The sequence below is a fragment of the Alistipes muris genome, from assembly GCF_943193205.1.
Taxonomy (GTDB): Bacteria; Bacteroidota; Bacteroidia; order Bacteroidales; family Rikenellaceae; genus Alistipes; species Alistipes muris.
The window spans coordinates 81,781-104,960 of sequence record NZ_CALPDD010000002.1; the positions used below are offsets into that span (position 1 = coordinate 81,781).

Annotated in this window: 24 protein-coding genes, 1 tRNA gene and 1 pseudogene; 12 read left to right on the forward strand and 14 right to left on the reverse strand. The window is 60.2% G+C overall.

Annotated features, from left to right (window positions below):
- Positions 1–48 precede the first annotated feature (48 nt).
- On the reverse strand, positions 49–234 hold the full coding sequence (rpmF, locus tag NFR47_RS01805) for a 50S ribosomal protein L32 (protein ID WP_251213874.1): 186 nt from the start codon (positions 232–234) through the stop codon (positions 49–51).
- 33 nt (positions 235–267) lie between these two features.
- A complete protein-coding gene (locus NFR47_RS01810) occupies positions 268–837 on the reverse strand; it encodes a YceD family protein (RefSeq protein WP_251213875.1) in 570 nt (189 codons plus the stop codon).
- Positions 838–1,212: 375 nt separating this feature from the next.
- On the opposite strand from NFR47_RS01810, the gene NFR47_RS01815 reads away from it, so the two are divergent.
- Positions 1,213–1,632: a hypothetical protein gene (locus tag NFR47_RS01815; RefSeq protein ID WP_251213876.1), complete on the forward strand. Its 420-nt coding sequence runs from the start codon at positions 1,213–1,215 to the stop codon at positions 1,630–1,632.
- A 118-nt stretch (positions 1,633–1,750) separates the two neighbouring features.
- Here the strand turns inward: NFR47_RS01815 and gap are convergent, their stop codons facing one another.
- The 4 genes from gap to NFR47_RS01835 all read right to left on the reverse strand — a co-directional run bounded on the left by gap (position 1,751) and on the right by NFR47_RS01835 (position 4,926).
- Positions 1,751–2,767 carry a type I glyceraldehyde-3-phosphate dehydrogenase gene (gene gap, locus NFR47_RS01820; RefSeq protein WP_251213877.1) on the reverse strand — a complete coding sequence of 339 codons (1,017 nt, stop codon included), beginning with the start codon at positions 2,765–2,767 and terminating at the stop codon, positions 1,751–1,753.
- A 256-nt stretch (positions 2,768–3,023) separates the two neighbouring features.
- A complete protein-coding gene (locus NFR47_RS01825; protein ID WP_251213878.1) occupies positions 3,024–3,779 on the reverse strand; it encodes an ABC transporter ATP-binding protein in 756 nt (251 codons plus the stop codon).
- On the reverse strand, positions 3,776–4,519 hold the full coding sequence (locus tag NFR47_RS01830) for an MlaE family ABC transporter permease (protein ID WP_251213879.1): 744 nt from the start codon (positions 4,517–4,519) through the stop codon (positions 3,776–3,778). The genes NFR47_RS01825 and NFR47_RS01830 overlap by 4 nt, the downstream gene beginning before the upstream one ends.
- A gap of 2 nt (positions 4,520–4,521) precedes the next feature.
- A complete protein-coding gene (locus NFR47_RS01835; RefSeq protein WP_251213880.1) occupies positions 4,522–4,926 on the reverse strand; it encodes a DUF4834 family protein in 405 nt (134 codons plus the stop codon).
- Positions 4,927–5,026: 100 nt separating this feature from the next.
- On the opposite strand from NFR47_RS01835, the gene purB reads away from it, so the two are divergent.
- The 4 genes from purB (at position 5,027) to mdh (ending at position 8,553) form a co-directional block, all read left to right on the forward strand.
- Complete coding sequence (gene purB, locus NFR47_RS01840) at positions 5,027–6,373, forward strand: adenylosuccinate lyase (RefSeq protein WP_251213881.1); 1,347 nt, start codon at positions 5,027–5,029, stop codon at positions 6,371–6,373.
- On the forward strand, positions 6,370–7,092 hold the full coding sequence (locus tag NFR47_RS01845) for a biotin--[acetyl-CoA-carboxylase] ligase (RefSeq protein ID WP_251213882.1): 723 nt from the start codon (positions 6,370–6,372) through the stop codon (positions 7,090–7,092). The genes purB and NFR47_RS01845 overlap by 4 nt, the downstream gene beginning before the upstream one ends.
- A 69-nt stretch (positions 7,093–7,161) precedes the next feature.
- Positions 7,162–7,539, forward strand: a complete 378-nt coding sequence (gene gcvH, locus NFR47_RS01850) for a glycine cleavage system protein GcvH (RefSeq protein ID WP_251213883.1) — start codon at positions 7,162–7,164, stop codon at positions 7,537–7,539.
- Positions 7,540–7,611: 72 nt separating this feature from the next.
- On the forward strand, positions 7,612–8,553 hold the full coding sequence (mdh, locus tag NFR47_RS01855) for a malate dehydrogenase (RefSeq protein ID WP_251213884.1): 942 nt from the start codon (positions 7,612–7,614) through the stop codon (positions 8,551–8,553).
- A gap of 97 nt (positions 8,554–8,650) precedes the next feature.
- Here mdh and NFR47_RS01860 read toward each other — a convergent pair whose 3' ends face one another.
- The 5 genes and pseudogenes from NFR47_RS01860 to greA all read right to left on the reverse strand — a co-directional run bounded on the left by NFR47_RS01860 (position 8,651) and on the right by greA (position 13,033).
- Complete coding sequence (locus NFR47_RS01860) at positions 8,651–10,963, reverse strand: TonB-dependent receptor (protein WP_251213885.1); 2,313 nt, start codon at positions 10,961–10,963, stop codon at positions 8,651–8,653.
- Between the two features lie 99 nt (positions 10,964–11,062).
- Positions 11,063–11,401, reverse strand: coding sequence for a hypothetical protein (locus NFR47_RS01865; RefSeq protein WP_251213886.1), 339 nt, complete (start codon positions 11,399–11,401; stop codon positions 11,063–11,065).
- A 152-nt stretch (positions 11,402–11,553) separates the two neighbouring features.
- Entirely contained in the window at positions 11,554–11,697 is a 144-nt protein-coding gene (locus NFR47_RS01870) for a hypothetical protein (protein WP_251213887.1), read from the reverse strand.
- A 6-nt stretch (positions 11,698–11,703) separates the two neighbouring features.
- A pseudogene (locus NFR47_RS01875) lies at positions 11,704–12,345 on the reverse strand (alpha/beta hydrolase); the annotation flags it as partial.
- Positions 12,346–12,556: 211 nt separating this feature from the next.
- Positions 12,557–13,033, reverse strand: coding sequence for a transcription elongation factor GreA (gene greA / locus NFR47_RS01880; RefSeq protein ID WP_251213888.1), 477 nt, complete (start codon positions 13,031–13,033; stop codon positions 12,557–12,559).
- Positions 13,034–13,202: 169 nt separating this feature from the next.
- Here greA and cls point away from each other — a divergent pair, with 169 nt between their 5' ends.
- The 6 genes from cls to NFR47_RS01910 all read left to right on the forward strand — a co-directional run bounded on the left by cls (position 13,203) and on the right by NFR47_RS01910 (position 19,642).
- Positions 13,203–14,567: a cardiolipin synthase gene (cls, locus tag NFR47_RS01885; protein WP_251213889.1), complete on the forward strand. Its 1,365-nt coding sequence runs from the start codon at positions 13,203–13,205 to the stop codon at positions 14,565–14,567.
- Positions 14,568–14,871: 304 nt separating this feature from the next.
- Positions 14,872–15,690 (forward strand): outer membrane protein assembly factor BamD, encoded by an 819-nt coding sequence (locus tag NFR47_RS01890; RefSeq protein ID WP_251213890.1) that lies wholly within the window; start codon positions 14,872–14,874, stop codon positions 15,688–15,690.
- 1 nt (position 15,691) lies between these two features.
- A complete protein-coding gene (locus tag NFR47_RS01895) occupies positions 15,692–16,018 on the forward strand; it encodes a DNA-directed RNA polymerase subunit omega (RefSeq protein WP_251213891.1) in 327 nt (108 codons plus the stop codon).
- Positions 16,019–16,031: 13 nt separating this feature from the next.
- A complete protein-coding gene (coaBC, locus tag NFR47_RS01900) occupies positions 16,032–17,261 on the forward strand; it encodes a bifunctional phosphopantothenoylcysteine decarboxylase/phosphopantothenate--cysteine ligase CoaBC (protein WP_251213892.1) in 1,230 nt (409 codons plus the stop codon).
- 99 nt (positions 17,262–17,360) lie between these two features.
- On the forward strand, positions 17,361–19,001 hold the full coding sequence (gene recN / locus NFR47_RS01905; protein WP_251213893.1) for a DNA repair protein RecN: 1,641 nt from the start codon (positions 17,361–17,363) through the stop codon (positions 18,999–19,001).
- Positions 19,002–19,012: 11 nt separating this feature from the next.
- On the forward strand, positions 19,013–19,642 hold the full coding sequence (locus tag NFR47_RS01910; protein WP_251213894.1) for a phosphoglycerate mutase family protein: 630 nt from the start codon (positions 19,013–19,015) through the stop codon (positions 19,640–19,642).
- A gap of 73 nt (positions 19,643–19,715) precedes the next feature.
- Here the strand turns inward: NFR47_RS01910 and NFR47_RS01915 are convergent, their stop codons facing one another.
- From NFR47_RS01915 to NFR47_RS01925, 3 genes are all read right to left on the reverse strand, one after another.
- Positions 19,716–20,624: a DMT family transporter gene (locus tag NFR47_RS01915; protein ID WP_251213895.1), complete on the reverse strand. Its 909-nt coding sequence runs from the start codon at positions 20,622–20,624 to the stop codon at positions 19,716–19,718.
- Between the two features lie 156 nt (positions 20,625–20,780).
- Entirely contained in the window at positions 20,781–22,412 is a 1,632-nt protein-coding gene (groL, locus tag NFR47_RS01920; RefSeq protein ID WP_251213896.1) for a chaperonin GroEL, read from the reverse strand.
- Between the two features lie 12 nt (positions 22,413–22,424).
- On the reverse strand, positions 22,425–22,694 hold the full coding sequence (locus NFR47_RS01925; protein WP_251213897.1) for a co-chaperone GroES: 270 nt from the start codon (positions 22,692–22,694) through the stop codon (positions 22,425–22,427).
- A gap of 233 nt (positions 22,695–22,927) precedes the next feature.
- On the opposite strand from NFR47_RS01925, the gene NFR47_RS01930 reads away from it, so the two are divergent.
- Positions 22,928–23,004, forward strand: a tRNA-His gene (locus NFR47_RS01930).
- Positions 23,005–23,180: the final 176 nt, after the last annotated feature.

Here is a 23,180-nt window from a genome sequence, read left to right on the forward strand (position 1 = left end):
AGAGCCGCCACCCCCGAAAACGGGACGCGCTCTTTCCGGAAATCCGCCCTATTCGGCAGCCTTCTTCTCGATGGCGAGCTTGCCGCGGTAGAAACCGCACTCGGGGCAAACCCGGTGGTAAAGCGTGGCAGCGCCGCAATTGGAACAAGTAACGACCGTGGGAACCGCCGCCTTGTAATTGGTTCTTCTCTTGTCACGCCGCGTCGACGAGACTTTGTGTTTAGGATGTGCCATGGTACAAAAAAATTATTTAGTTCAACATATTCTCTACTTACTGCCGGAGTGCTCCTCGCTCTCCAACTGCTCCCGGAGCGCCGCGAGCTTCTCCCAATCACCGCCCTTAGGCGCCTCCTGCCCGCTGCGGGCCTCTATCCGGGCGAACTCCTCGCCGGAGACGATGCGGAAACGCCGGAGCATCTCGGGGTCGCAGCCGCCCTCGGGATGGACCCGCTGGTAAGGCAACGACAAAACGATACTTTCGTAAATGTATTGTGCCAGATCGACCTCGTCCTCGCCGGGCGCCAACCACAAAACCTCGCCGTCGTACTCCTGCGGCTCGTTGGAAAAGCGGACCAACAAACGCCCCTCGAAATCGACGGGGATGCGGCAATCCTCCAAACAACGGTCGCAAGCGACGACCACGCCGCCGTGGATGGAAACGTCGAGGGAAAGCTGTGTCTCGGACTTGACGAGGGCCACGGAAACGCCGCACTCGCCGTCCTTGATGTCCACGCTGCCGAAAGCCCCGAAAAAAGCACCGCCGACCTTGAAAGAAAAGTCGTGGGAACCGTTTTTCAACCCTTTGTAAGCAATGGAATATCCTTTCGCTGCATCCATCTGAACACAAATAGTGCGCAAAGCTACGAAAAAATAAGACATCTGCAAAGAAAACGGCGCGATGTTTTCTATAATTAAAGGACACGAACGGCGCAGAACCCACTTGCTTTTACTCGCGGCTTGCGCTATCTTTACAGAACATAGGCTACGTCTCGGCCCGGCTAAGAGCCGGGTTTTATGAACCGAGACACCAACAAGAAACTTGCTTTTACTCGCGGCTTGCGCTATCTTTACAGAACATAGGCTACGTCTCGGCTGTCCGCAAATAAATTTGCGACAGCTCTCGACTTGCGCTATCTTTACAGAACATAGGCGGCGCCTCGGCAAAATGCAAACAAGTTTGCTTTTGCCCTCGTCTTGCCATATCTTTGCAATATGGCAACGACGACGAAAAAAGGATTTACCGTCAAAGTGACGAGCGACTACGCGGGCTGGTGGCGCTACAATGTAGCGCTGATGGCCGGATGCTTTGACGCGGAAGACCAACAGACGGAATTCGCGACGGCGGGCTCGCATGCAGCCGATGTAGGCGCGGAACTGAAAGAACCGCCTGCGGGAATCGCCCCGGGCCGCAAGATAACGCTTACGACGGCGCCGTGCGACCACTTGCTGCTCTACCTCTACATAATCCCGCACACGCTGCCGCCGACCAACGAAATCGACGAAACGCAGCCGTTCGACGTAGAACTGACTATCGCCTACGGGGGCCGGAGGGTGAGCAAAACCACCCGCCGAATCAACCAATGGTCGGGCGCGTCGGTCGAAATGCGGGTGGAGAAAGAAGACGCCCGCTAACCCGAAGCGGTCACAGAGCCCAATCAAGAATTTTAATTAAACGATCGCTGCCCCCTCAGCAAACAAAAAGTCCGGCACTCTTGCGAGCGCCGGACTTTTCCGTATGATCGGCAGACGACTACTTGTTGTTGTAAGCGGCCATCTTCTCGATGAGCATGAGGACCTTGTTGGAGTAACCCCACTCGTTGTCGTACCACGAAACGACCTTGACGAAAGTATCGGTCAGAGCGATACCGGCGGCCTTGTCGAAGATGGACGTACGAGCGTCGCCCAGGAAGTCGGACGAAACGACAGCCTCCTCGGTGTAACCCAGGATACCCTTCAACTCACCCTCCGAAGCAGCCTTCATAGCGGCGCAAATCTCGTCGTACTTGGCGGGCTTGGCGAGGTTGACGGTGAGGTCGACAACCGACACGTCGAGGGTCGGAACGCGCATCGACATACCGGTGAGCTTGCCGTTGAGCTCGGGAATCACCTTACCCACGGCCTTGGCAGCGCCGGTCGACGAGGGGATGATGTTGCCCGAAGCGGCACGGCCGCCGCGCCAATCCTTCATCGAAGGACCGTCGACGGTCTTCTGCGTAGCGGTGGTCGAGTGAACGGTGGTCATCAGACCGTCGGTGATGCCGAACTTGTCGTGGAGCACCTTGGCGATGGGAGCCAGGCAGTTGGTGGTGCAGGAAGCGTTCGACACGATCTTCTGACCGGCGTAGGTGTCGGTGTTGACGCCGCAAACGAACATCGGCGTATCGTCCTTCGAGGGAGCCGACATAACGACGTACTTGGCACCGGCGGCGATGTGGGCCTCGGCCTTCTCCTTGGTGAGGAACAGACCCGTCGACTCAACGACGTACTCGGCACCTACCTCGTTCCACTTGAGGTTGGCGGGGTCCTTCTCGGCAGTCACGCGGATAGCCTTGCCGTTGACGATGAGCTGGCTCTTCTCGACGTTGAAATCCACCGTACCGTCGAAACGGCCGTGCATGGTGTCGTACTTGAGCATGTAAGCCATGTAATCCACGGGCACGAGGTCGTTGATACCCACAACCTCGATGTTGCTGTTCGTGCAAGCGGCACGGAACACCAGACGGCCGATACGACCGAAGCCGTTGATACCGATTTTGATAGTTGCCATAAATCTACTTATTATTAGGTTGAAAATTTACCGTTATTTTTTTCACAGCGCAAAAGTATACACTTTATATATTATACGCAAGTAAAAAATAAGTTTTTTTAATAAAACATCCCTCAACGCTTTCGGGAAGTTTCCGGAGAGGGCGCCGGAAATTCCATACGCGGAACAGCCGCCTGCCGCTAATAACCGGGGAGCACCCGCCCGACAGATTCTTCGCTACCACTCAGAAAGACACAATCACTTTTCACCTTTCACCTCAACGTGCTGCCGCCTTGGCCCGCTTGGCCATGGCCGACGCGAAGACGAAAGCGTTCAACTCGGGGTTATCGGCATGGAGAATATCGTCCTTGGTACCCTCCCACCACTTGTGCCCCTCGTGGATATATACAATCTTCTCGCCGATTTCCATGACGGAATTCATGTCGTGGGTATTGATGATGGTGGTGATGTTGTACTCGCAGGTAATCTCGTGAATGAGGTTGTCGATGACGATGGAAGTCTGCGGGTCGAGCCCCGAATTGGGCTCGTCGCAAAAGAGGTACTTGGGATTGAGCACGATGGCCCGGGCGATGGCGACGCGCTTGATCATACCGCCCGAAAGCTCGGCGGGATAGAGGTGGTTGGCGTTTTCGAGCCGCACGCGCTGGAGACAGAAATTGACCCGTTCGAGCTTCTCGGCCTCGGACTGCTCGGTGAAAAGGTCGAGGGGCAGCTTGACATTCTCCTCGACGGACGAAGAATCGAGCAGGGCCCCGCCCTGGAAAATCATGCCGATGTCCTTGCGGATGGCCTTGCGCTCGCGGAACCCGAGCCCAGTGAAATTGATGTCGTCGTACCACACGTCGCCCGAATCGATCTCGTGGAGCCCGACCAGACTTTTGAGCAACACGGTTTTGCCCGAACCGCTCTTGCCGATGATAAGGTTGGTCTTGCCGGTATCGAACTCGACGGAGATGTCGTCGAGCACCGTGCGGCCGTCGAACGACTTGACGATATGTTGGGCGCGTATCATATCAGAAGAATCTGCGTGAGCATGAGGTTGAAAATCATGATGACCACCGAACCGACCACCACGGCACGCGTCGAAGCGGCGCCGACCTCCAGCGAATTGCCCTTGGCATAGTAACCGAAAAAGGCGGAAATGGAGGTAATCAGATAGGCGAAGACCGCCATTTTGATGAGCGAATAAGTGATCGAATAAGGCTTGAAATCCATCAGCAGCCCGTCGACGTAGTCGGCCGGAAGCATGATGTCCGTCAGATAGGAGATGGCCCAACCGCCCGTGATGCCGATGAGAATCGACAGAACGGTGAGGAACGGAAAGAAGAAGACCGCGGCGACGATTTTGGGCAGGATGAGATACGAAGCGGAATTGACGCCCATGATTTCGAGCGCGTCGATCTGCTCGGTGATGCGCATGGTGCCGATTTCGGAAGCGATGCTCGACCCGACCTTACCGGCCAGAATCAACGCCACGACCGTGGAGGAGAACTCCAGAATCATGGTTTCGCGCGTAGCGTAACCGACCAGCGACCGCGGGATGAAGGGCGATTCGAGGTTGATGCACATCTGAAGCGTGATGACCGCACCGATGAAGACCGAGATGATGGCCGTCAGACCGATGGAATCGACGCCCAAGGCCTCCATTTCGTAGACGATGCGCCTCCGGTAGATGGAAATCTTCTCCGGGCGGGAAAAAACCTTGCCCATCAACATGAAATAACGGCCTATGGTGGCGAAAAGTCGGAACATGGCTATTCTTCTTTGGTCTCCTCGAAATCGACGTAATCGCCCACGTCGCTGGCGACCCGCTTTTCGGGCGCACCGGAGGTCTTGCGGACCTGCACGTCGCCTTCGCGGCCGCGGCGCTGCCGCCGGGCGAACGGGTCGCCGGCCGCATAGGCGGAACCGTCGGCGCGGAACCCGCGGCCGAACTGCTTCTCCATGTCGCGCTGGACGCGCCAGATACGCCAGCGAAGCAACAGCGCCAGCAACCCGACGAGCAACACGAATCCGAAGAAGACATACACAATGAAAGCCGCGACACCCCGCAGCAAAGCCGGAGCGACGAGCGCCAGCACGATGACGCACAACACGAACAACGGATTGCGCTGGACGAACGCGGCGAGGGCGTCGAGTATGGCAGCGATGAATCTCATGACACTTCTGCGATTACAGCCTTGCAAAGGTAAGAAAATTATGCGTAATTCAATTTATTGTCTTAAATTTGACGCCGGAACGAACAAAACCAAGCCCGATATGCTGAACGCTCTGACCGCCATTTCGCCCGTCGACGGGCGCTACCGCAACAAAACGGAAAAACTGGCCGATTATTTTTCGGAACAGGCCCTGATCCGCTACCGCATCCGTGTGGAAGTGGAGTACTTCATTGCGCTGTGCGAGCTGCCCCTGCCGCAGCTGGCGGGCGTCGACCGCTCGCAGTTCGCAGCCCTGCGCTCGCTCTACCTCGATTTCACGGCGGCCGACGCCGAACGCGTCAAGGAAATCGAAGCGGTGACCAACCACGATGTCAAGGCCATCGAATACATCATCAAGGAGAAGATGGACACCCTCGGGCTGGCCGACTACAAAGAATTCGTCCACTTCGGGCTGACCTCGCAGGACATCAACAACACGTCGATTCCGCTGTCGCTCAAAGAAGCGCTCAACGCCGTATATTATCCGGCCGTCGAGGAGGTGCGCGACAAGCTCTCCGCCTTTGCCGACGAATGGCGCGCCGTGCCGATGCTGGCCCGCACGCACGGACAGCCCGCCTCGCCGACGACCTTAGGCAAGGAAATGATGGTCTATGTGGAGCGGCTCGAAAAACAGCTGGCCATGCTCCACGACATAGCCGTTCCGGCCAAGTTCGGCGGAGCGACGGGCAACTTCAACGCCCACCGCGCGGCCTATCCGGCCGTCGACTGGGTGGCTTTCGCCAACCGCTTCGCAAGCGAAACACTGGGGCTCGAACGCTCGCAGTACACCACGCAAATCGAACACTATGACAACCTGGCGGCGATTTTCGACAACCTCAAGCGCATCGACACCATCCTCATAGACCTGGCGCGCGACATGTGGATGTACATTTCGGAGGAGTACTTCAAACAACAAATCAAGGCGGGCGAAGTGGGTTCGAGCGCCATGCCGCACAAAGTGAATCCCATCGACTTCGAGAACGCCGAAGGCAACCTGGGCATCGCCAGCGCCATCTATGAACACCTGGCGGCCAAACTGCCCGTATCGCGGCTCCAACGCGACCTGACCGACTCGACCGTCCTGCGCAACATAGGGGTGCCGATGGCCCACTCGGTCATCGCGCTGCAATCGCTGCTGAAAGGACTGAACAAACTGATACTGAACCGCGAAGCGCTCGACCGCGACCTGGAACAGAACTGGGCCGTGGTGGCCGAGGGCATCCAGACCATCCTGCGCCGGGAGGGCTATCCCAAACCCTACGAAGCACTCAAGGCGCTGACCCGCACCAACAGCCACATCACGGCCGAAGCCATTGCGGCGTTCATCGAAACGCTCGGCGTGGCCGAAAGCGTCAAGGCCGAACTGCGCGCCCTGTCGCCGCAGACCTATACGGGAGTTTTTCAATGATTTACCGTCTTGCCACAACGACGTCGACCAACGACGAAGCCCGCGACGCGCGATACCGTCACGGCGACGTGGTATGGGCCGAACGGCAGACGGCGGGCCGGGGCCAGCGCGGCCACGTGTGGCATAGCCCCGAGGGCGAAAACCTGACGTTCTCGCTGCTCCTCGAACCGCAGTTCCTGCCCATAGGCGAACAATTCCTGCTCTCGGAAGCCGTGGCGCTGGCCCTGACCGACATGTTCGCGCACTACGGCATCGCGACCCGCATCAAGTGGACGAACGACATCTACGCCGGAAACCGCAAGATAGTGGGGATGCTGATCGAGCACAACTGCTCGGGCCCGACCCTGGCGCGGAGTATCGTGGGCATAGGAATCAACGTCAACCAGGCCGCATTCGACCCGGCGCTGCCCAACCCGGTGTCGATGGCGCAGCTGACCGGACGCACGTTCGACCGCGAAGAAGTCCTGCGAACGTTCCTCGAACGCTTCGCCCTCCGCTACAAACAACTCCGCCAAGGCGACCGGGAAACCCTGCAAACCGACTACCGCACCCGCATGTACCGGCTGGGCGAACGGCACGCCTACCGCCTGCCAGGGCAGGGCGAGACCGAGGGCATCATCGAAGGAGTACGCCCCACCGGGGAACTGCTCGTCCGCCACACCGACGGAACGCTCGGCGAATACCTGTTCGGAGAGATCGAATTCGTGTTAAAAAAATAACAGAAACCCTTGCTGTTATCAAAATAACACCTATATTTGCATAACGAATCCTTAAAAACAGAAAGAAAGATGAACGTACCTGCCAACCTGAAATACTCCAGCGACCACGAATGGTGCCGCATGGAAGGCGACACGGCCGTAGTGGGCATCACGGACTTCGCGCAAAGCCAACTGGGCGACATCGTATTCGTAGACGTACCGACCGCGGGCGAGACCCTGGCGGCGGGCGACGTATTCGGCTCGATAGAAGCGGTGAAGACGGTGAGCGACGCATTCTTGCCTGTGGGCGGCGAAATCGTGGAATTCAACCCTGCGGTGGACGCCGACCCGTCGGTTGTGAACAAAGACCCCTACGGCGAGGGCTGGCTGGTGAAGGTGAAGGTTTCGGACCCGGCCGACTACGAAGCGCTGCTGACGCCGGAGAAATACGCCGAACTGATCGGATAGGACGAAACGACAAGCGGCCGACCGGAACGTCCGGCCTTTCAGCCGCGAATGCGCAAACTTAAATAAACAGATATGTCTAAAGTTACCGTTGTAGGTGCGGGCGCCGTGGGCGCGACCTGCGCGAATGTGATGGCCTGCCGCGAAGTGGCGAGCGAAGTAGTGCTGATCGACATCAAGGAAGGCCTGTCGGAAGGCAAGATGCTGGACATGTACCAGACCTCGACGCTGATGGACTTCGACACGAAACTGGTCGGCGCGACCAACGACTACAAAAAGACCGCCAACTCGGACGTGGTGGTCATCACCTCGGGCATCCCCCGCAAACCGGGCATGACGCGCGAAGAACTCATCGGCACGAACGCCAACATCATGAAAGGCGTCGTCGAACAAATCGTGAAATACTCGCCGCGGGCCATCGTCATCGTGGTGGCCAACCCGATGGACACGCTGACCTACCTGGCGCTGAAGAGCTCGGGACTGCCCAAGAACCGCATCATCGGCATGGGCGGCGCGCTCGACTCGTCGCGCTTCAAATGCTACCTGGCCAAAGCCACGGGAGCCAACATCAACAACGTCGACGGCATGGTCATCGGCGGCCATGGCGACACGACGATGATTCCGCTGCTGTCGAAAGCGACGGTCAACGGAGTTCCCGTGACGCAATTCGCCTCGAAGAAGAAACTGCAGGAAGCCGTGCAGGCCACGATGGTGGGCGGCGCGACGCTGACCAAACTTATCGGCACCTCGGCGTGGTACGCTCCGGGCGCAGCGGCCGCGATGATGGTCGAAGCGATTCTGAACGACCAGAAGAAGATGATTCCCTGCTCGTGCTACTTGGAGGGCGAATACGGCCAGGACGACATCTGCATCGGCGTACCGGCCATCATCGGCCGCAAGGGCATCGAGAAAATCGTGAAAATCGACTTCACGAAAGAAGAAGCGGCGAAATTCGCCGAATCGGCCGCCGCGGTCCGCAAGACCAACGAGGTACTGCGCGAAATCAAGGCGCTGTAACGGCACGCCGACGCTCCATACGATTCGCCCCGGGGAAGTTCCCCGGGGCGAATGTTTTTTTGTTCGTTGACGCTCGGAATGCCCAAAAGAGAGGACTTTAGAAATTCAACTTGACGCCGACGAACCAGCTGCGGGGCAGAGACGGCCCGTAGACATAACCGGAATCGCGGTCGGCACCCTGGTCGAAATCCTTCTGATAGGCGTTGAACAGGTTCTGCACGCCGCCGTAGAACTGCATGGTGAGCTCCTTGTAAATCCGCAGGTCGTAGCTCAGCCGGGCGTTCATGTCGAAGAACCGGGGCGTGATGACCGCCACGTCGTGCTCGGTGCCCGACCCGGCCATGTGCTGAACGAGCATCTCTCCGGTGCAGTTGCCCGTGAGGTCGACGGCGAGCGTCCGCCACGGCTTGAACGACGCGGTGAAATAACCGTAGAGGTCGGGCGTGCGGAACATCCGCCGCACGGGAGCCACCGTCTCGTCCTCGCTCCAGAATTCGGGCTCGGCGTAACGGCTCTGCTGCCACGTCATCCCGGCCTGCAACTCGAACCAACGCGTGAAGATGGCGCGTCCCTCGATGTTGATGCCCGCCACCGTGGCGCCCGAACCGTTGTAACGCTCACGGATGACGCTGCCGTCCTCGGTCGGAACCGGAAGATCGCGCAGGGTGAAGACATCGTTGAGGACGGTATAGAAGCCCTCGACCAACAGATTGGTCTGCACGCTGCCGAACTGGCGGTAGAGGTCGGCCGAGAGGCTGACGCTGTGCGAACGCTCCTCGCGGAGGTTGTCGGCCAGGCGGATGCGCACCCGCTCGCCGCCCACGACAGCGATGTGCATGTCCTCGTCGAACGCCTGCGGAGCGCGGTAACCGCCTGCGTAGCTTGCCCGCAGGTTGACCGATTCGGTGGGATTGAACCGCACGTTGACGCGCGGGCTGAAGATAGGGTTGTCGACCAGATTGTGCTTGTCGAGCCGCCCGCCGAGGAGCAGCGACCACTTTTTGGTCTTCCACTCGTTCTGGAAATAAGCCCCGACGATATGCACCGTCTGGTCGGTGGCCATGTCGTAGCCGAGCGAACGGTCGGAAAGGTCGTCGAAGCTGTATTCGGCGCCGACGGTCAGCTCGGCGGGCATGAACCACAGCCGCCCGAACGCATGGATATACTGCGCCCCGGCCGCCACGGTGATGTCGTGCGTCTTGCCGTAGGCGTCGGGGTCCTGCTTCGAGCCGTAATAGCTGCGGCGCGCCGTATTCTGGAACGACGCGTAGGCGTTCACGCGGTCGCTGCGGTCGGGGGTCGAGAAGTCGAACGAGAGACTGCCGCCGTCGATGGAATGGTCGGTCTGCTCGGCGACCCAGGCTTCGTGGGGCGGAAGGTCGAGCAGGTCGCCGCCGCGCCGGTACTCGCTCAGATGATGATACTGGGCCGTAATGCGCGAATAAGCCCCGGTGCGGAAGAAAGAACGCATGCCGACCGACTGCGACCGGATGACGGGCAGCTCGGTGAAGCCGTCGCCGTCGTGGTCGTAGCCCGAACGGTGGCGGTTCTGCCCGAAGACGCAAAGCCCGGCGCGGCGGTTGTCGGTAACGTAGGAGGCATTGAGCATGGTATTGTTATCGTAGGTGCCGCCGCAGCCGATGGAGGTGAGGGTGTGGGCAAGCGACGCCGAACTGCGCGAGGGCTCGCGCGTGATGACGTTGATGGTACCGCCGATGGCCGACGAACCGTAGAGCGCCGACCCGCCGCCGCGCAGCACCTCGACCCGCTCGATCATGTTAGCGGGAATCTGCTCGAGCCCGTAGACCCCCGTCAAGGCGGAAAACACGGGGTGCGAGTCGATGAGAATCTGCGAATAGTGGCCGTCGAGCCCGTTGATGCGCACCTGCGTGAAGCCGCAGTTCTGGCAATCGTCCTCGACCCGCACGCCGGGCTGGAACGAAAGGCCCCCGGCGAGCGACGCGGCGTTGATTTTGTCGAACAGCTCGGCGCTGAGCACGCCGACCAGCGCCGGAGCCTCGCGCCGCAAAGTGGCGGTCCGGCTGGCCGAGACAACGACCTCGTCCATCGAAATGCCGCTCTGCTCGATGTCGAAATTGACCTCCAGCGTCTCGCCCGAACGCAGCACGACCTGCTTCTGCAAGGGCGCGTAACCCAGCTCCCGCACTTCGAGCGTGCAGGGGCCCTCGGGCAGATTCTTCAGATAATAATGGCCCGACGCATCGGTAGTGGTGCCGTAGGTCGTACCCTGCACGGCGACCGTAGCGTAAGGAACATGTTCGCGGGTCTGCCTGTCGACAACGTGACCCACCAGATTGGCATCGGTATGTTCGGGCGAAGCTCCGGCATCGGACGCCCGGCACGCAAGCACCGTCCCGACGCACAGCAGCGCCAAGAAAAGATTTTTCATGGAAAATAAGTTGGGTGAAACAAAAGTCCGCCTGCACGCGGCCTGATAACCAAGGAACACGAAAGGCGCTGTTCTCGCCTTTCGAGCTGACGCGGAACGTCAGCGCACGGCGGGCGGAGCACGGAGCAGCGACGCTCCGAAAGGCAGACAGCAACGGCAGCGCGTCACCCCGGGCCTCAGAACGGCCAGCAGCGCGAAACCGGCCGTGAAGAAATAGGCCGTCTGCTCCACGGCGGGGAAGAAGCAGAAATCGTCGACCGTACAAAGGTCGGCCACACGCGCCGCAGCCCCGTTATCGGGCACCAGGTCGCCGGCGAATGCGGGGAAATGGGCGTGGTCCTCGGTATAGATATGCACCTTCTGACCTGCATGGGCCGCCACCATAACCGACAGCAGCAGGCAGGCATAGCATTTTTTCAGCAAGGTACGCATCGTCATTCGGAGTGCCAAGGTAACCGCGCCGGGAGCAACACCGGACGAGACCGGAGTTTGCCGGGGCGAAACTTATCGGGGGCAAAGGTAATAATAAAAAAAGGCCGCGCAACGGCGGCCCTGCAAAATACCTGTAAAAAGGGAGGGAACTTCCCGGCTCAGTCGAGCTCCAGCCTTTCGACCCAACCTCGGAGCGCCGCGGCGGATTCGCGGCCGCCGAACCGCCGTCCCGGCTTCCACACGGCCGCGGTCGTCAGCGTGAAAGAAGAGAACATGACGATAAAGAACATATTGAAATTCATGGCACACTATTGCAGATTTTCGCGGAAAAACGACTCCATCCTGTCGAACGGGATGACGGCCGAATTGTCGTAAAGGTCGGTATGACTGGCACCGGGAACAATCATCAGCTCCTTGTTGCTGCCCATCAGCCTTTTGAACGCATCTTCGCTGAAATAGCGCGAATGGGCCTTTTCGCCGTGAATCAGCAGCACGGCGCTGCGGATTTCGTCGCTGTAAGCCAGAATCGGCATGTTGACGAACGACAAGGCCGAAGTCTTGTTCCAACCGTCGTTGGAATTGAGCGAACGCTCATGATAACCGCGCGGGGTCTTGTAATAGGCGTGGTAATCCCGGACGAACTGCGGCGCATCCTCGGGCAAAGGGTCGGCGACCCCTCCGGCCCGGGCGCAGGAACCGCTGCGGGCGTCGGCCGTGCGCTGGGCGCTGAGCTCCCTGCGCAACCGGTAACGAGCCTCGGAATCCATCGTGTCGAAATACCCGTTGGCGGTGACCCGGCTCATATCGTACATCGTTGAAGCAACGGTCGCCCGGATGCGGGTGTCGATGGCGGCGGCATTGAGGGCGAAACCGCCCCAGCCGCAGATGCCGACAATGCCTATCCGCCCGGGATCGGCATCCTCGCGCGTCGAAAGGTAATCGACGGCGGCAAGGGCGGCAGTCCACAAAAAATTACGCATGATTCGGCTATTGAAATCCGATGCAAAAATAGGCGCTTCCGACAAACGGGCGGATACCTGTTTTACGGGAAGAAATACCCCGATTCCGGAACTTGGAAACGACACCGGAACAGCGCAAAAAAAGCAGGACCGTGCGGGCGGTCCTGCCAGGAAAAATCCGGGCGGCACGCGGCCGCAACGGTCAGATATTGATGTCGAGAATCTCGAACCGGATGGTTCCGGCGGGGACCTCGACCTCGACGCAATCGCCCTTCTTGTGGCCGAGCAGCGCCTTGGCGATGGGGGTGCCGATGGCGAGCTTGCCCTCGCGCAGGTTGGCCTCGTGCTCGGCGACGATGGTATAGACCATCTGCTTCTGGGTGTTGTGGTTCAGCAGGGTGACCTTACTGAGAATCTGCACCTTGCTTTTGTCGATCTTGGTCTCGTCGATGATACGCGCGTTGGAGAGCGTGTCCTCCATCTTGGCGATCCGCATCTCCAGCAGACCCTGCGCCTCGCGCGCCGCATCGTACTCCGCATTCTCCGAAAGGTCGCCTTTGTCGCGCGCCTCGGCGATGGCCGCCGAAATGGCCGGACGCTCGACGGAACGCATATGGTCGAGTTCCTCCTTCAGCTTTCTGTAACCCTCCGCCGTCAGATAAATAATCTCTTTTGCCATGATATATATAACTTAAAATTAATCGTTTACACCAACAACCGACCCCGAGGGACCGACTGCGAAAAACGCAAAAAACAAGAATCCTGACCCGGAAGGCCAGAACCCCTTTTGCTCAATAAGACAAAGGTAACGAGTAAAATCCGAATTTCCAAATATTTTTCGGATACGCATGGCACGAACTATGCCCGGGCGGCGGAATATGTCTGTCCTGCTGGCGATCCATCTGCTGTGGAGCTGCTGCGCGCTGCCGTTGGTGACGCGCCAGCACCGCATACCCTCGTCGGCAGCCGCGTGGGCGGCCATCATCCTGCTGCTCCCGGTGGCGGGGACGCTGCTCTATCTGCTGGCCGGGTACCAGCGCCGCACACCTGTGCCCCGACGCTCCGACCCGCCCGCCGACCCGGTAGGCAAACTGGTGTTCCACGGCTGCGGCACCCGCCCCACGCTCTGCAACCGGGTCGAACCGCTCCACAACGGCAACAACGCCTTCTCGGCGCTGATAGCCTCGCTGCAACACGCCACCCGCACCATCCACATGGAATACTACATCTTCCGCGACGACCGCATAGGCCGCACGATAGCCGAAATCCTCATCCGCAAATCGCGCGCCGGAGTGGAAGTGCGGGTCATCTACGATGCGGTGGGCTCATGGCGGCTGAGCCGCAGGATGCTGCGCCGGATGCACGAAGCGGGCATCCGCACGGCCGCTTACGCCCCGCTGCGGTTCCCGTGGTTCCGGCCGGGCACCACGCGACGCAACCATCGCAAAATAGTAGTCACGGACGGCAAGGTAGCCTACATAGGCGGCATCAACATAGCCAAATATTACTTGGACGGCGACGACAGCGGCAAATGGCGCGACGAACACTTGCGGGTCGAGGGCGACATCGTGGCCGACCTGCAACGGCTCTTCCTTGCGGACTGGGCCGCGGCGCGGGGCGAACGGCTCGACCCGGCGGACTACATCACCCCGCACACCGTCCGGGAACGCACCTCCCTCCAACTGGCGTGGTCCGAAGAAGGCCCCTCGCGCCACACGATAGCCGAAGCGTTCGCCCTGCTGATTGCCCGGGCCCGCCGCCGGGTGCGCATCTGCTCGCCCTACTTCCTGCCGCCGACGCTGCTGCTCGACGCCCTGCGGATGGCGGCCCGCAGCGGCGTGAGGGTCGAAATCATGATTCCGACGAGCAGCGATTCGCACCTGACCGACCTGATTTCGGACACCTACGTCGACGACCTGCTCAACGCCGGAGCGGAGGTGTACCGCTACGAAAACGGATTTCTCCACGCCAAGGTACTGATAGTCGACGACGAAACGGTCTCGATAGGGACGGCCAACATGGACTACCGCAGTCTGACGGCCAACATGGAAGTGACGGTGCTGATTCGCGACCGCGAAGTGGCCCGGAACATGGCCGCGACCTTCGACGCCGACCGCCGGAACTGCACGAGAATCGACGGCCGCACATGGCGCCTCTCCCCGCTGCGCCGGACTGCGGGCAACCTGCTGCGGCTGCTCTCGCCCCTGCTCTGACCGCCCCGCAATTCCGCCCGTCCGCACGGCAATAATATTTTTTGCTTTTCGTTAGGATAACGATACGGTCGGCCCCGTGTCGCCCGGAAAAAAACGCCCTGCCGGAACGAACGGGAAGACGGCCGGAACAAGCCCCTCCCTCGGGAGGGGTTCGGGGTGGGGTCAGACCTGAATACGCCGCGGAAGCGGCGGGAAAGACCCCGAGAAGCAAGAAACGGCCCGAACAACAGACGCCGATTATTTTTTGCTTTTCGTTAATTTATACGTAACTTTGCGCGATAAAGCGCCGTAAAAGATTCATGCGATGAAGCAAACCCTCCTACATGCCCTCTGCGCCGCGGCCATCGCGGTCTCGCTCAGCGGATGCGGCGGCATGAACGCCGTACTGAAAAGCGGCCAGCCCGACCGGATCTACGCCATGGCGCTGGAATACTACGGCAAAGAGAAATGGCAGCGGGCCTCGACCCTTTTCGAGGGTGCGCAGCACTACTACATCGGCACGCCGCGCGAAGATTCGATTTCGTTCTTCAACGCCCGCTGCAAGTACAAGAACCGCGACTACGAAGCCGCGGCACAGCTGCTGGACGACTTCCGCCGCAAATTCGGCCGCAGCGGCTTCATCGAAGATGCCGAGGGGATGTACGCCATGTGCTTCTACTACCTTTCGCCGGGTCCCACGCGCGACCAGACGATGACCGGGCAGACGCTGATGGCCATCAACGAATTCGTGTCGCGCTATCCGGAGAGCGAACAGGTCGACAACTTTCTGAACATCCACAAGGAACTCACGGGACGGCTCGAAGAAAAAGCCTATCTGAACGCCTACACCTATTATAAGATAGGCCGCTACAAATCGGCCATCACGGCGCTGAAAAACGCGCTGAAGGAGTATCCCGACTCGAAACACCGCGAGGAAATCATGTTTCTGATCGTCGACGCGAGCTACCGTTTCGCCAGCAACTCCATCGCCTCGAAGCAGACCGACCGCTACCTGGCCATGATCGACAGTTTCCTGTCGTTCAAGGAAGCCTACCCCGAATCGGACCGCATGAAGGAGGCGGAGCGCATGGCCAAGCACGCCCGCGACTACCTGGACAGCAACAACAAAGACAACAACATATAAGATGGAAATCAAGAAGAACATTCCCAACAACACCGTCACGCGCAAACTGGTCGACCTGGACAAGGAGACGGGCAACATCTACGAAACAGTCAACATCATCGCCCGCCGCGCCAACCAGATTTCGACCGAGCTGAAGACCGAGCTCAACCGCAAGCTGGCCGATTTCTCGTCGCCGACGGACACGATGGAGGAGACCTTCGAGAACCGCGAGCAGATCGAAATCTCGCGCTACTACGAACGGCTGCCCAAACCGGTCATCATCGCCACGGAAGAGTTCCTCGACGACGAACTTTTCTACAAGGAAAACAAACCCGAAACGGAGGCGTAACCCCCGACCGACCATGCAGTCCGGGCAAGTAGCGTACCGAGCGCTGGAGGGACGGCGCATCCTGCTGGGCGTCACGGGGAGCATCGCGGCCTACAAGGCTGCCGCGCTCTGCCGGCTGCTCAAAACGGCAGGCGCCGAGGTGCGTGTGGTGATGACCCCGCTGGCCAAGCAGTTCATCACGCCGCTGACGATGGCCACGCTGTCGAAGAACCCGATTCTGGTGGAGTTCTTCGACCCCGAAAACGGCGCGTGGAACTCGCACGTCTCGCTCGGCGAATGGGCCGACTGCTACGTGATAGCCCCAGCCACGGCCAACACGTTGGCCAAGATGCGCACGGGCGTGGCGGACAACCTGCTGCTGACGACCTACCTTTCGGCCCGCTGTCCGGTGGCGGTCGCCCCGGCCATGGACCTCGACATGTATGCCCACCCGGCCACGCAGGAGAACCTGCGCGAACTGGCCGCACGGGGAGTGAAAATCGTGGAGCCGGGCGAGGGCGAGCTGGCGAGCGGACTGACGGGCAAGGGCCGCATGGCCGAACCGGAAGAAATCGCCGCCTCGCTCAACGCGCTTTTCGCCGCACGGACCGACAGCCCGCTGCGGGGCAAACGGTTCGTCGTGACGGCAGGTGCGACCATCGAAGCCATCGACCCGGTGCGCTTCATCTCAAACCACTCGACCGGGAAGATGGGCTACGCCATCGCCGGAGAACTGGCCCGCCGCGGCGCCGAAGTGGTGCTGGTGAGCGGCCGGACCTCGTTGCCGACCCCTGCGGGAGTAAAGCGGCGCGATGTGCTGTCGGCCGACGAGATGTTCCGCGCGACGGTCGAAGCGTTCGCCGATGCCGACGGAGCCGTCATGTGCGCCGCGGTGGCGGACTACACGCCTGCCGAAGTCGCGACGACGAAAATCAAGAAAAACGACGGCGAACTGACCCTCGCCCTGCGCCGCACGCGCGACATCGCAGCCCACCTGGGTACGCAGAAAGGCCGCCGCGTATTGGTAGGCTTTGCGCTCGAAACCGACCACGAAGCGGACAACGCCGAAGCCAAGCTGACCAAGAAAAATTTCGATTTCGTGGTGCTCAACTCGCTGCGCGACCCCGGTGCGGGATTCGGCGGCGACACCAACAAAGTGACCTTCATCGACCGCCGCGGCCGCGAAGAACTGCCACTGCTGAGCAAGACGGAAGTCGCCGCACGCATCGCCGGCCGAATCGAATCGCTGCTGACCAAGAACTGACCGGATTTTCCGGCCCCTTGCGGAAACGACCCCGATTTTCAATCAAGATAACAGCCGCCCGCTTTTCACCTTTCACTTTTCACCTTTCACTTTCCGAAAATGCTACGCCGTCTCACGGTCGAAAACTACGCGCTGATCGACACGCTCGTTCTGGAGCCCGACGCCCGGCTGAACATCATCACGGGCGAGACGGGCGCCGGAAAATCCATCCTGCTGGGTGCGTTGGGGCTGCTGCTGGGCGCCCGCAGCGACCTTTCGGCCGTCAAGGATACGACGCGCAACTGCGTGGTAGAGGGCACTTTCGACCTCGACGGGCTCGGGCTGGAACCCTTTTTCGAGGAAAACGACCTCGACTACGCGCCGCAGACCATCCTCACGCGCATACTGACCCCGGCGGGCAAAAGCCGTTCGTTCGTCAACGACCTGCCCGTGCAGCTGACGCAGCTGCGCGAACTGGGCACACGGCTCATCGACATCCATTCGCAGCACCAGAATCTGATTCTTTCGTCCGAGGATTTCCGGATTTCGGCCCTCGACACCGTGGCCGGAAACGGCGGACTGCTCGAACAATACCGCGCCGAATACGCGAAGATGACGGAGCTGAAACGGCAGCTCGCCGCCCTGCGCGAAGCCGCCGAAGAAGGGCGCCGCAACGAAGAATGGCTGCGCTTTCAGACCGAAGAACTGACGGCCGCCGACCTCCGCGCAGGCGAACAGGCAGAAACGGAGGAGGAGCTGGCCGTGCTGGAGAACGCCGACCGCATCGGCGAAGCGCTGGCGGGGCTGCGCAACGCCTTAGACACCGACGAAACGGGGGTGCTCTCGCAGCTCAAGACGGCAGAGACCGAGCTGGCGCACATCGGCGAACACTATCCCGCGGCGGGCGAATACGCAGCCCGCATCCGCTCGGTCATCGAAGAACTCAAGGACATCGGCAGCTCGGCGGCGGCCGACAGCGAACGCATCGACGCCGACCCGGCCCGGCTGGCCAAACTCTCGGCCCGGCTGGACACCCTGCTGGCCCTGCAACAGAAACACCGCGCGGCCGACGAATCGGAACTGATTGCTTTGCGCGACCGCTGCACGGCGCAGCTGGCGGCCCTCGACCACGGCAGCGAAGCCCTCGAAGCGGCGGAAACGACGCTTCAGCAAGCCCAAGCCAAGGTCGGCACGCTGGCCGAACGGCTCCGCAAGGGACGCGCCAAGGCCGCTCCGGCTTTCGCCGAATCGGTCTGCGCGACGCTGGCCCGGCTGGGGATGCCCGAAACGCAGTTCGAGGCGCGTCTGACCCCGACCGAACCCGGCCGCACGGGTGCCGATGCGGTGGAATTCCTCTTTACGGCCAACCGCAGCGCGGCGCCGCGGCCCATCGAAAAAATCGCTTCGGGCGGCGAACTCTCGCGCGTCATGCTGGCCATCAAAGCCCTGCTGGCCAGCCGGATGCAGCTGCCGACCATCATTTTCGACGAAATCGACACGGGCGTCTCGGGCCGCATAGCCGACGCGATGGGCGACATCATCGCGCAGCTCTCGGCGACGATGCAGGTCATCGACATCACCCACCTGCCGCAGGTGGCCTCGAAAGGCGCGGCCCACTTCGTGGTCTCGAAGCACGACGGCCGCACCGCCATCGCCCGGCTGACGGACGACGAACGCATCGCCGAAATCGCCAAGATGCTGTCGGGCAACACCGTGACCGACGCCGCGCTGGCGCAGGCCCGGATTCTGCTGGGAAAATAACCTTACTTCATATGGACCCTGTCCTCCAACTCGCGGCTGCGAACCGGCAGCGCGCGCAAGCCATCGTCGGCGAACTGCAAATAGAAGAAATCTGGCGCTCCGCAGGCGCCGAACCGCGGCTCGTAGGGTCGCTGCGCATGGGACTGCTGGTGCGCCACCGCGACATCGACTACCACATCTATTCGCCCCAACTGCGCCTTTCGGAGAGCTTCGCCGCCATGGCCCGGCTGGCCGAAAACCCGCGCATCCGCCGCATCGAATTCGCCAACCTGCTCGACGCGCCGGACCGATGCCTGGAATGGCACGCGTGGTACGAAGACGACGAACGGCAGCTGTGGCAAATCGACATGATCCACATGCAGGCAGGCTCGCCGTGGGACGGCTGGTTCGAGCGCATGGCCGACCGGATAACGGCCGCGCTGACCGACGAGACCCGCACAGCCATCCTGCGGCTGAAATACGACACGCCCGACGAACGGAAGATTCCGGGCATCGCCTACTACATGGCCGTCCTGCGCGACGGCGTGCGGACATGGCCGCAGCTGGAAGAATGGCTGGCGGCACACCCGCTCGACGGCATCGTCGAATGGATGCCGGAAGAATCCCGGCACAGCGGAGAAATGACATGTCCGCGCGAATAAACGCACGAATCCCGGTCTGCAAACGCTGCAAACCGGGATTTTCCATAAAGGCCGACATCTTCGGGGAGTCTTTCTATGGCCGTCGCCACCGCCCCATAAGCGTCTCGCCCTTGAAATAGATGACCAGCGAACCGACAATCACGAACATCCCCGCCACCGTACTGAAATGGGGATATTCGCCGGGCAGCATGGCCCAGCTCAACACGGCGCCCAACACGGGATTAATCAGACGGCACATATTGATGTCGCTGACCTTCGCACCCTCGCTGCGCAAAGCCATGAACCAGAAACTGAACGCGAAGACCGAGATGAAGACCAGCACCCCGAGACAAAGATAGAATCCCGCAGGCTTCGCCCAGAACGGCTGGAAACCCTCCGCAACGACGCCCACGCCGTAAATCAGCAGACCGCCGAAAAACATCTGCACGGCATTCAGAAAAATCGGGTCGACGCGCCTTTTCTCCTCCGAAACCGAAATCGCCGAATAACCTTGGAACAGAATGGAAGCCAGCAGCAGCACGATACCTCCGATGCCGCGCCAGCCGAGCGGCGCCCCGTCGCTCCCCGTCCCGACAATGAGCAGCAGCCCCGCAAGGCTGACCAGCAGACTGACCGCCTTGCAGCGGTTGAGACGGTCGTTGCTGGCCACAAGGTGGGCGAGCAGCACGTTGACAAGCGGGGTGAGCCCCATGACGATGGAACCGATGGCTCCGCTGACGAAGTCGACCCCGAAGTAGAAAGCCGTATAGCCCAAGAACATGTTGATGAGAATCAGGTTGCCGAAAAGCCTGCAGTTCCGCACGATTTCGCGCCCCATGCCGCTATGCCACGTATAGGCGAAGAGAATGATACCGACGGTGACGAACCGCAGTCCGGCAAAATTCATCGGCGTGAACCCGTAGCTCAGCCCCTGCTTGATAAACGGATTGACAACCGCCCACAGCACCGACGCCAACACGGCGTAAAGAATTCCTTTTTTCATGATTGGCCCAAAATTCCGCCGCAAAGGTAACAAAAGCGAACGCAAAACGGAGCTTGCCGAACAAAAAAGAGCGAGACGGATGCGCCGTAGCAAATACGCACGCTCCGTCCCGCTCGGGGAAAAATGCGGAAATATCCGCCTATGAACCGACGGCTCCTACATCATGCCGCCCATACCGCCTGCGGGCATCGGGGGCATGGCGGGCTGCTCGGACTTCTTCTCGGCCAGCACGCACTCGGTCGTCAGGAACATCGACGCGATGGACGCGGCGTTCTCCAAAGCCACGCGCGACACCTTGGTGGGGTCGATGATACCGGCCTTGAGCATGTCCTCGTACTTGTCGTCGCGGGCGTTGTAGCCGAACGCATCCTTGCCCTCGCGGACCTTGTTGACCACGACCGAACCCTCGCCGCCAGCGTTGGCAACGATTTGACGCAGGGGCTCCTCGATGGCACGCTTGACGATCTGAATACCCGTCGTCTGGTCGTCGTTGGCACCCTTCATACCCTCCAGAGCGGCCGTAGCGCGGATGTAAGCCACGCCGCCGCCCGGAACGATACCTTCTTCGACGGCGGCACGCGTAGCGGCCAGCGCATCGTCGACGCGGTCTTTCTTCTCCTTCATCTCGACCTCGGTAGCGGCACCGACGTAGAGCACGGCCACACCGCCAGCCAACTTGGCCAGACGCTCCTGCAGCTTCTCCTTGTCGTAGTCGGAAGTGGACTTCTCGATGGAAGCGCGAATCTGAGCCACACGGGCAGCGATTTCCTCCTTCTTGCCAGCTCCGTCGACAACGGTGGTGTTCTCCTTGTTGAGCGTCACCTTATCGGCCGTGCCGAGCATTTCGAGCGTCGCATCCTCGATTTTCATCCCCTTGTCGGTCGAAATGACGGTGGCACCCGTCAGCACGGCGAGGTCCTCCAACATCTCCTTGCGACGATCACCGAAACCGGGAGCCTTGCAGGCAGCGATTTTCAAAGTACCTCGCAACTTATTGACAACCAAAGCAGAGAGAGCCTCGCCGTCGACGTCCTCAGCGACGATCAACAGCGAACGTCCGCTCTGAGCCACGGGCTCCAACACGCCCATGAGCTCCTTCATGGTCGAAATCTTCTTGTCGGTGATGAGGATATAGGGCTTTTCGAGCTGGGCCTCCATCTTCTCGGGGTCGGTGATGAAGTAAGCCGAAACATACCCGCGGTCGAACTGCATACCCTCGACCACCTCGACGTGGGTCTCGGTACCCTTGGCCTCCTCGACGGTGATGACACCCTCCTTGTTGACCTTGGACATGGCCTCGGCGATGAGCTTGCCGATGTTCTCGTCGTTGTTGGCCGAAATGGTAGCGACCTGCTCGATTTTGGCGAAGTCGGAACCCACCTCCTGGCTCTGCTTGCGCAGCGACTCGACGACAGCGGCCACGGCCTTGTCGATACCGCGTTTGAGGTCCATGGGGTTGGCACCCGCGGTGACGTTCTTCAGCCCGACGCCGATGATGGCCTGGGCGAGAACGGTAGCGGTGGTGGTACCGTCGCCGGCGTCGTCGTTGGTCTTCGAGGCGACCTCCTTGACCATCTGGGCGCCCATGTTGGCGAACGGGTCCTCCAACTCGACCTCCTTGGCGACGCTGACACCGTCCTTGGTGACCTGCGGAGCCCCGAACTTCTTGTCGATGATGACGTTGCGGCCCTTGGGACCGAGCGTGACCTTCACGGCGTTCGACAAAGCGTCGACACCCTCCTTGAGGAGCTCGCGCGCCTCGACGTTATATTTGATTTCCTTTGCCATAGCTCTTTAAGATTAGATGATTGCCAAAATATCGTTCTGCTTCATGATGAGGTAATCGGTGCCGTCGATCTGAATCTCCTGCCCGGCATACTTGCCGTAGAGGACCTGATCGCCCGCCTTGACCTCCATTTTGACCTCCGAAGTACCGGGGCCGACGGCGATGACCTTGCCTGCAAGGGGTTTTTCCTTGGCCGTGTCGGGAATGATGAGGCCCCCGGCCGTTTTCTCCTCCGCGGGATTCGGCAGAATCAGCACGCGGTCCGATAAAGGTTTTACGTTCATAATCTTTGCTGTTTATTTGGTTTTTAGATGTCTTGTACGTGCACAGGCAACTCCCTATCCATCAATCGGTGTGCCAACCCCTTTTTGGCAGGCGCGACGTGACAAAGCTACAGCCCGGACTGCCATTTTGTCACCCACGGGCGGCGACCGACGATTTTTCGGCGCTTTTATTTGGCGAAAGCGAAAAAACGTATTACATTTGCATCCCGATACGGCATCGCGCCGTAGAGATGGTGGATGTAGCTCAGTCGGTTAGAGCGTCGGATTGTGGTTCCGAAGGTCGAGGGTTCGAGCCCCTTCTTCCACCCCATTTTTCAAGAACAAGGCGTCCAATTTTGTTGGACGCCTTTGCTATGTCGGGATGCGGTCAAGCCAAGTCCGGACTTCCTTGTCGCATCCCGACAAAAACGCTTCCTGCGGAAGCCGTTCTTTTTTCCGAAGCACCTCTCACGGATAGGGGTTGCGGGGCGAAAAGATTTCCATTTC

Bases quoted from the DNA above. Each gene is read 5' to 3' on its own strand.
- coaBC (WP_251213892.1), top strand. From the start codon at position 16,032: ATGCAGTCCGGGCAAGTAGCGTACCGAGCGCTGGAGGGACGGCGCATC.
- NFR47_RS01915 (WP_251213895.1), bottom strand. From the start codon at position 20,624: ATGAAAAAAGGAATTCTTTACGCCGTGTTGGCGTCGGTGCTGTGGGCG.
- NFR47_RS01895 (WP_251213891.1), top strand. From the start codon at position 15,692: ATGGAAATCAAGAAGAACATTCCCAACAACACCGTCACGCGCAAACTG.
- NFR47_RS01845 (WP_251213882.1), top strand. From the start codon at position 6,370: ATGATTTACCGTCTTGCCACAACGACGTCGACCAACGACGAAGCCCGC.
- NFR47_RS01865 (WP_251213886.1), bottom strand. From the start codon at position 11,401: ATGACGATGCGTACCTTGCTGAAAAAATGCTATGCCTGCCTGCTGCTG.
- NFR47_RS01910 (WP_251213894.1), top strand. From the start codon at position 19,013: ATGGACCCTGTCCTCCAACTCGCGGCTGCGAACCGGCAGCGCGCGCAA.
- recN (WP_251213893.1), top strand. From the start codon at position 17,361: ATGCTACGCCGTCTCACGGTCGAAAACTACGCGCTGATCGACACGCTC.
- NFR47_RS01830 (WP_251213879.1), bottom strand. From the start codon at position 4,519: ATGTTCCGACTTTTCGCCACCATAGGCCGTTATTTCATGTTGATGGGC.
- mdh (WP_251213884.1), top strand. From the start codon at position 7,612: ATGTCTAAAGTTACCGTTGTAGGTGCGGGCGCCGTGGGCGCGACCTGC.
- gap (WP_251213877.1), bottom strand. From the start codon at position 2,767: ATGGCAACTATCAAAATCGGTATCAACGGCTTCGGTCGTATCGGCCGT.
- groL (WP_251213896.1), bottom strand. From the start codon at position 22,412: ATGGCAAAGGAAATCAAATATAACGTCGAGGCGCGCGAGCTCCTCAAG.
- NFR47_RS01870 (WP_251213887.1), bottom strand. From the start codon at position 11,697: ATGAATTTCAATATGTTCTTTATCGTCATGTTCTCTTCTTTCACGCTG.
- purB (WP_251213881.1), top strand. From the start codon at position 5,027: ATGCTGAACGCTCTGACCGCCATTTCGCCCGTCGACGGGCGCTACCGC.
- cls (WP_251213889.1), top strand. From the start codon at position 13,203: ATGGCACGAACTATGCCCGGGCGGCGGAATATGTCTGTCCTGCTGGCG.
- NFR47_RS01860 (WP_251213885.1), bottom strand. From the start codon at position 10,963: ATGAAAAATCTTTTCTTGGCGCTGCTGTGCGTCGGGACGGTGCTTGCG.
- NFR47_RS01825 (WP_251213878.1), bottom strand. From the start codon at position 3,779: ATGATACGCGCCCAACATATCGTCAAGTCGTTCGACGGCCGCACGGTG.
- NFR47_RS01815 (WP_251213876.1), top strand. From the start codon at position 1,213: ATGGCAACGACGACGAAAAAAGGATTTACCGTCAAAGTGACGAGCGAC.
- gcvH (WP_251213883.1), top strand. From the start codon at position 7,162: ATGAACGTACCTGCCAACCTGAAATACTCCAGCGACCACGAATGGTGC.
- NFR47_RS01925 (WP_251213897.1), bottom strand. From the start codon at position 22,694: ATGAACGTAAAACCTTTATCGGACCGCGTGCTGATTCTGCCGAATCCC.
- NFR47_RS01810 (WP_251213875.1), bottom strand. From the start codon at position 837: ATGGATGCAGCGAAAGGATATTCCATTGCTTACAAAGGGTTGAAAAAC.
- NFR47_RS01835 (WP_251213880.1), bottom strand. From the start codon at position 4,926: ATGAGATTCATCGCTGCCATACTCGACGCCCTCGCCGCGTTCGTCCAG.
- greA (WP_251213888.1), bottom strand. From the start codon at position 13,033: ATGGCAAAAGAGATTATTTATCTGACGGCGGAGGGTTACAGAAAGCTG.
- rpmF (WP_251213874.1), bottom strand. From the start codon at position 234: ATGGCACATCCTAAACACAAAGTCTCGTCGACGCGGCGTGACAAGAGA.
- NFR47_RS01890 (WP_251213890.1), top strand. From the start codon at position 14,872: ATGAAGCAAACCCTCCTACATGCCCTCTGCGCCGCGGCCATCGCGGTC.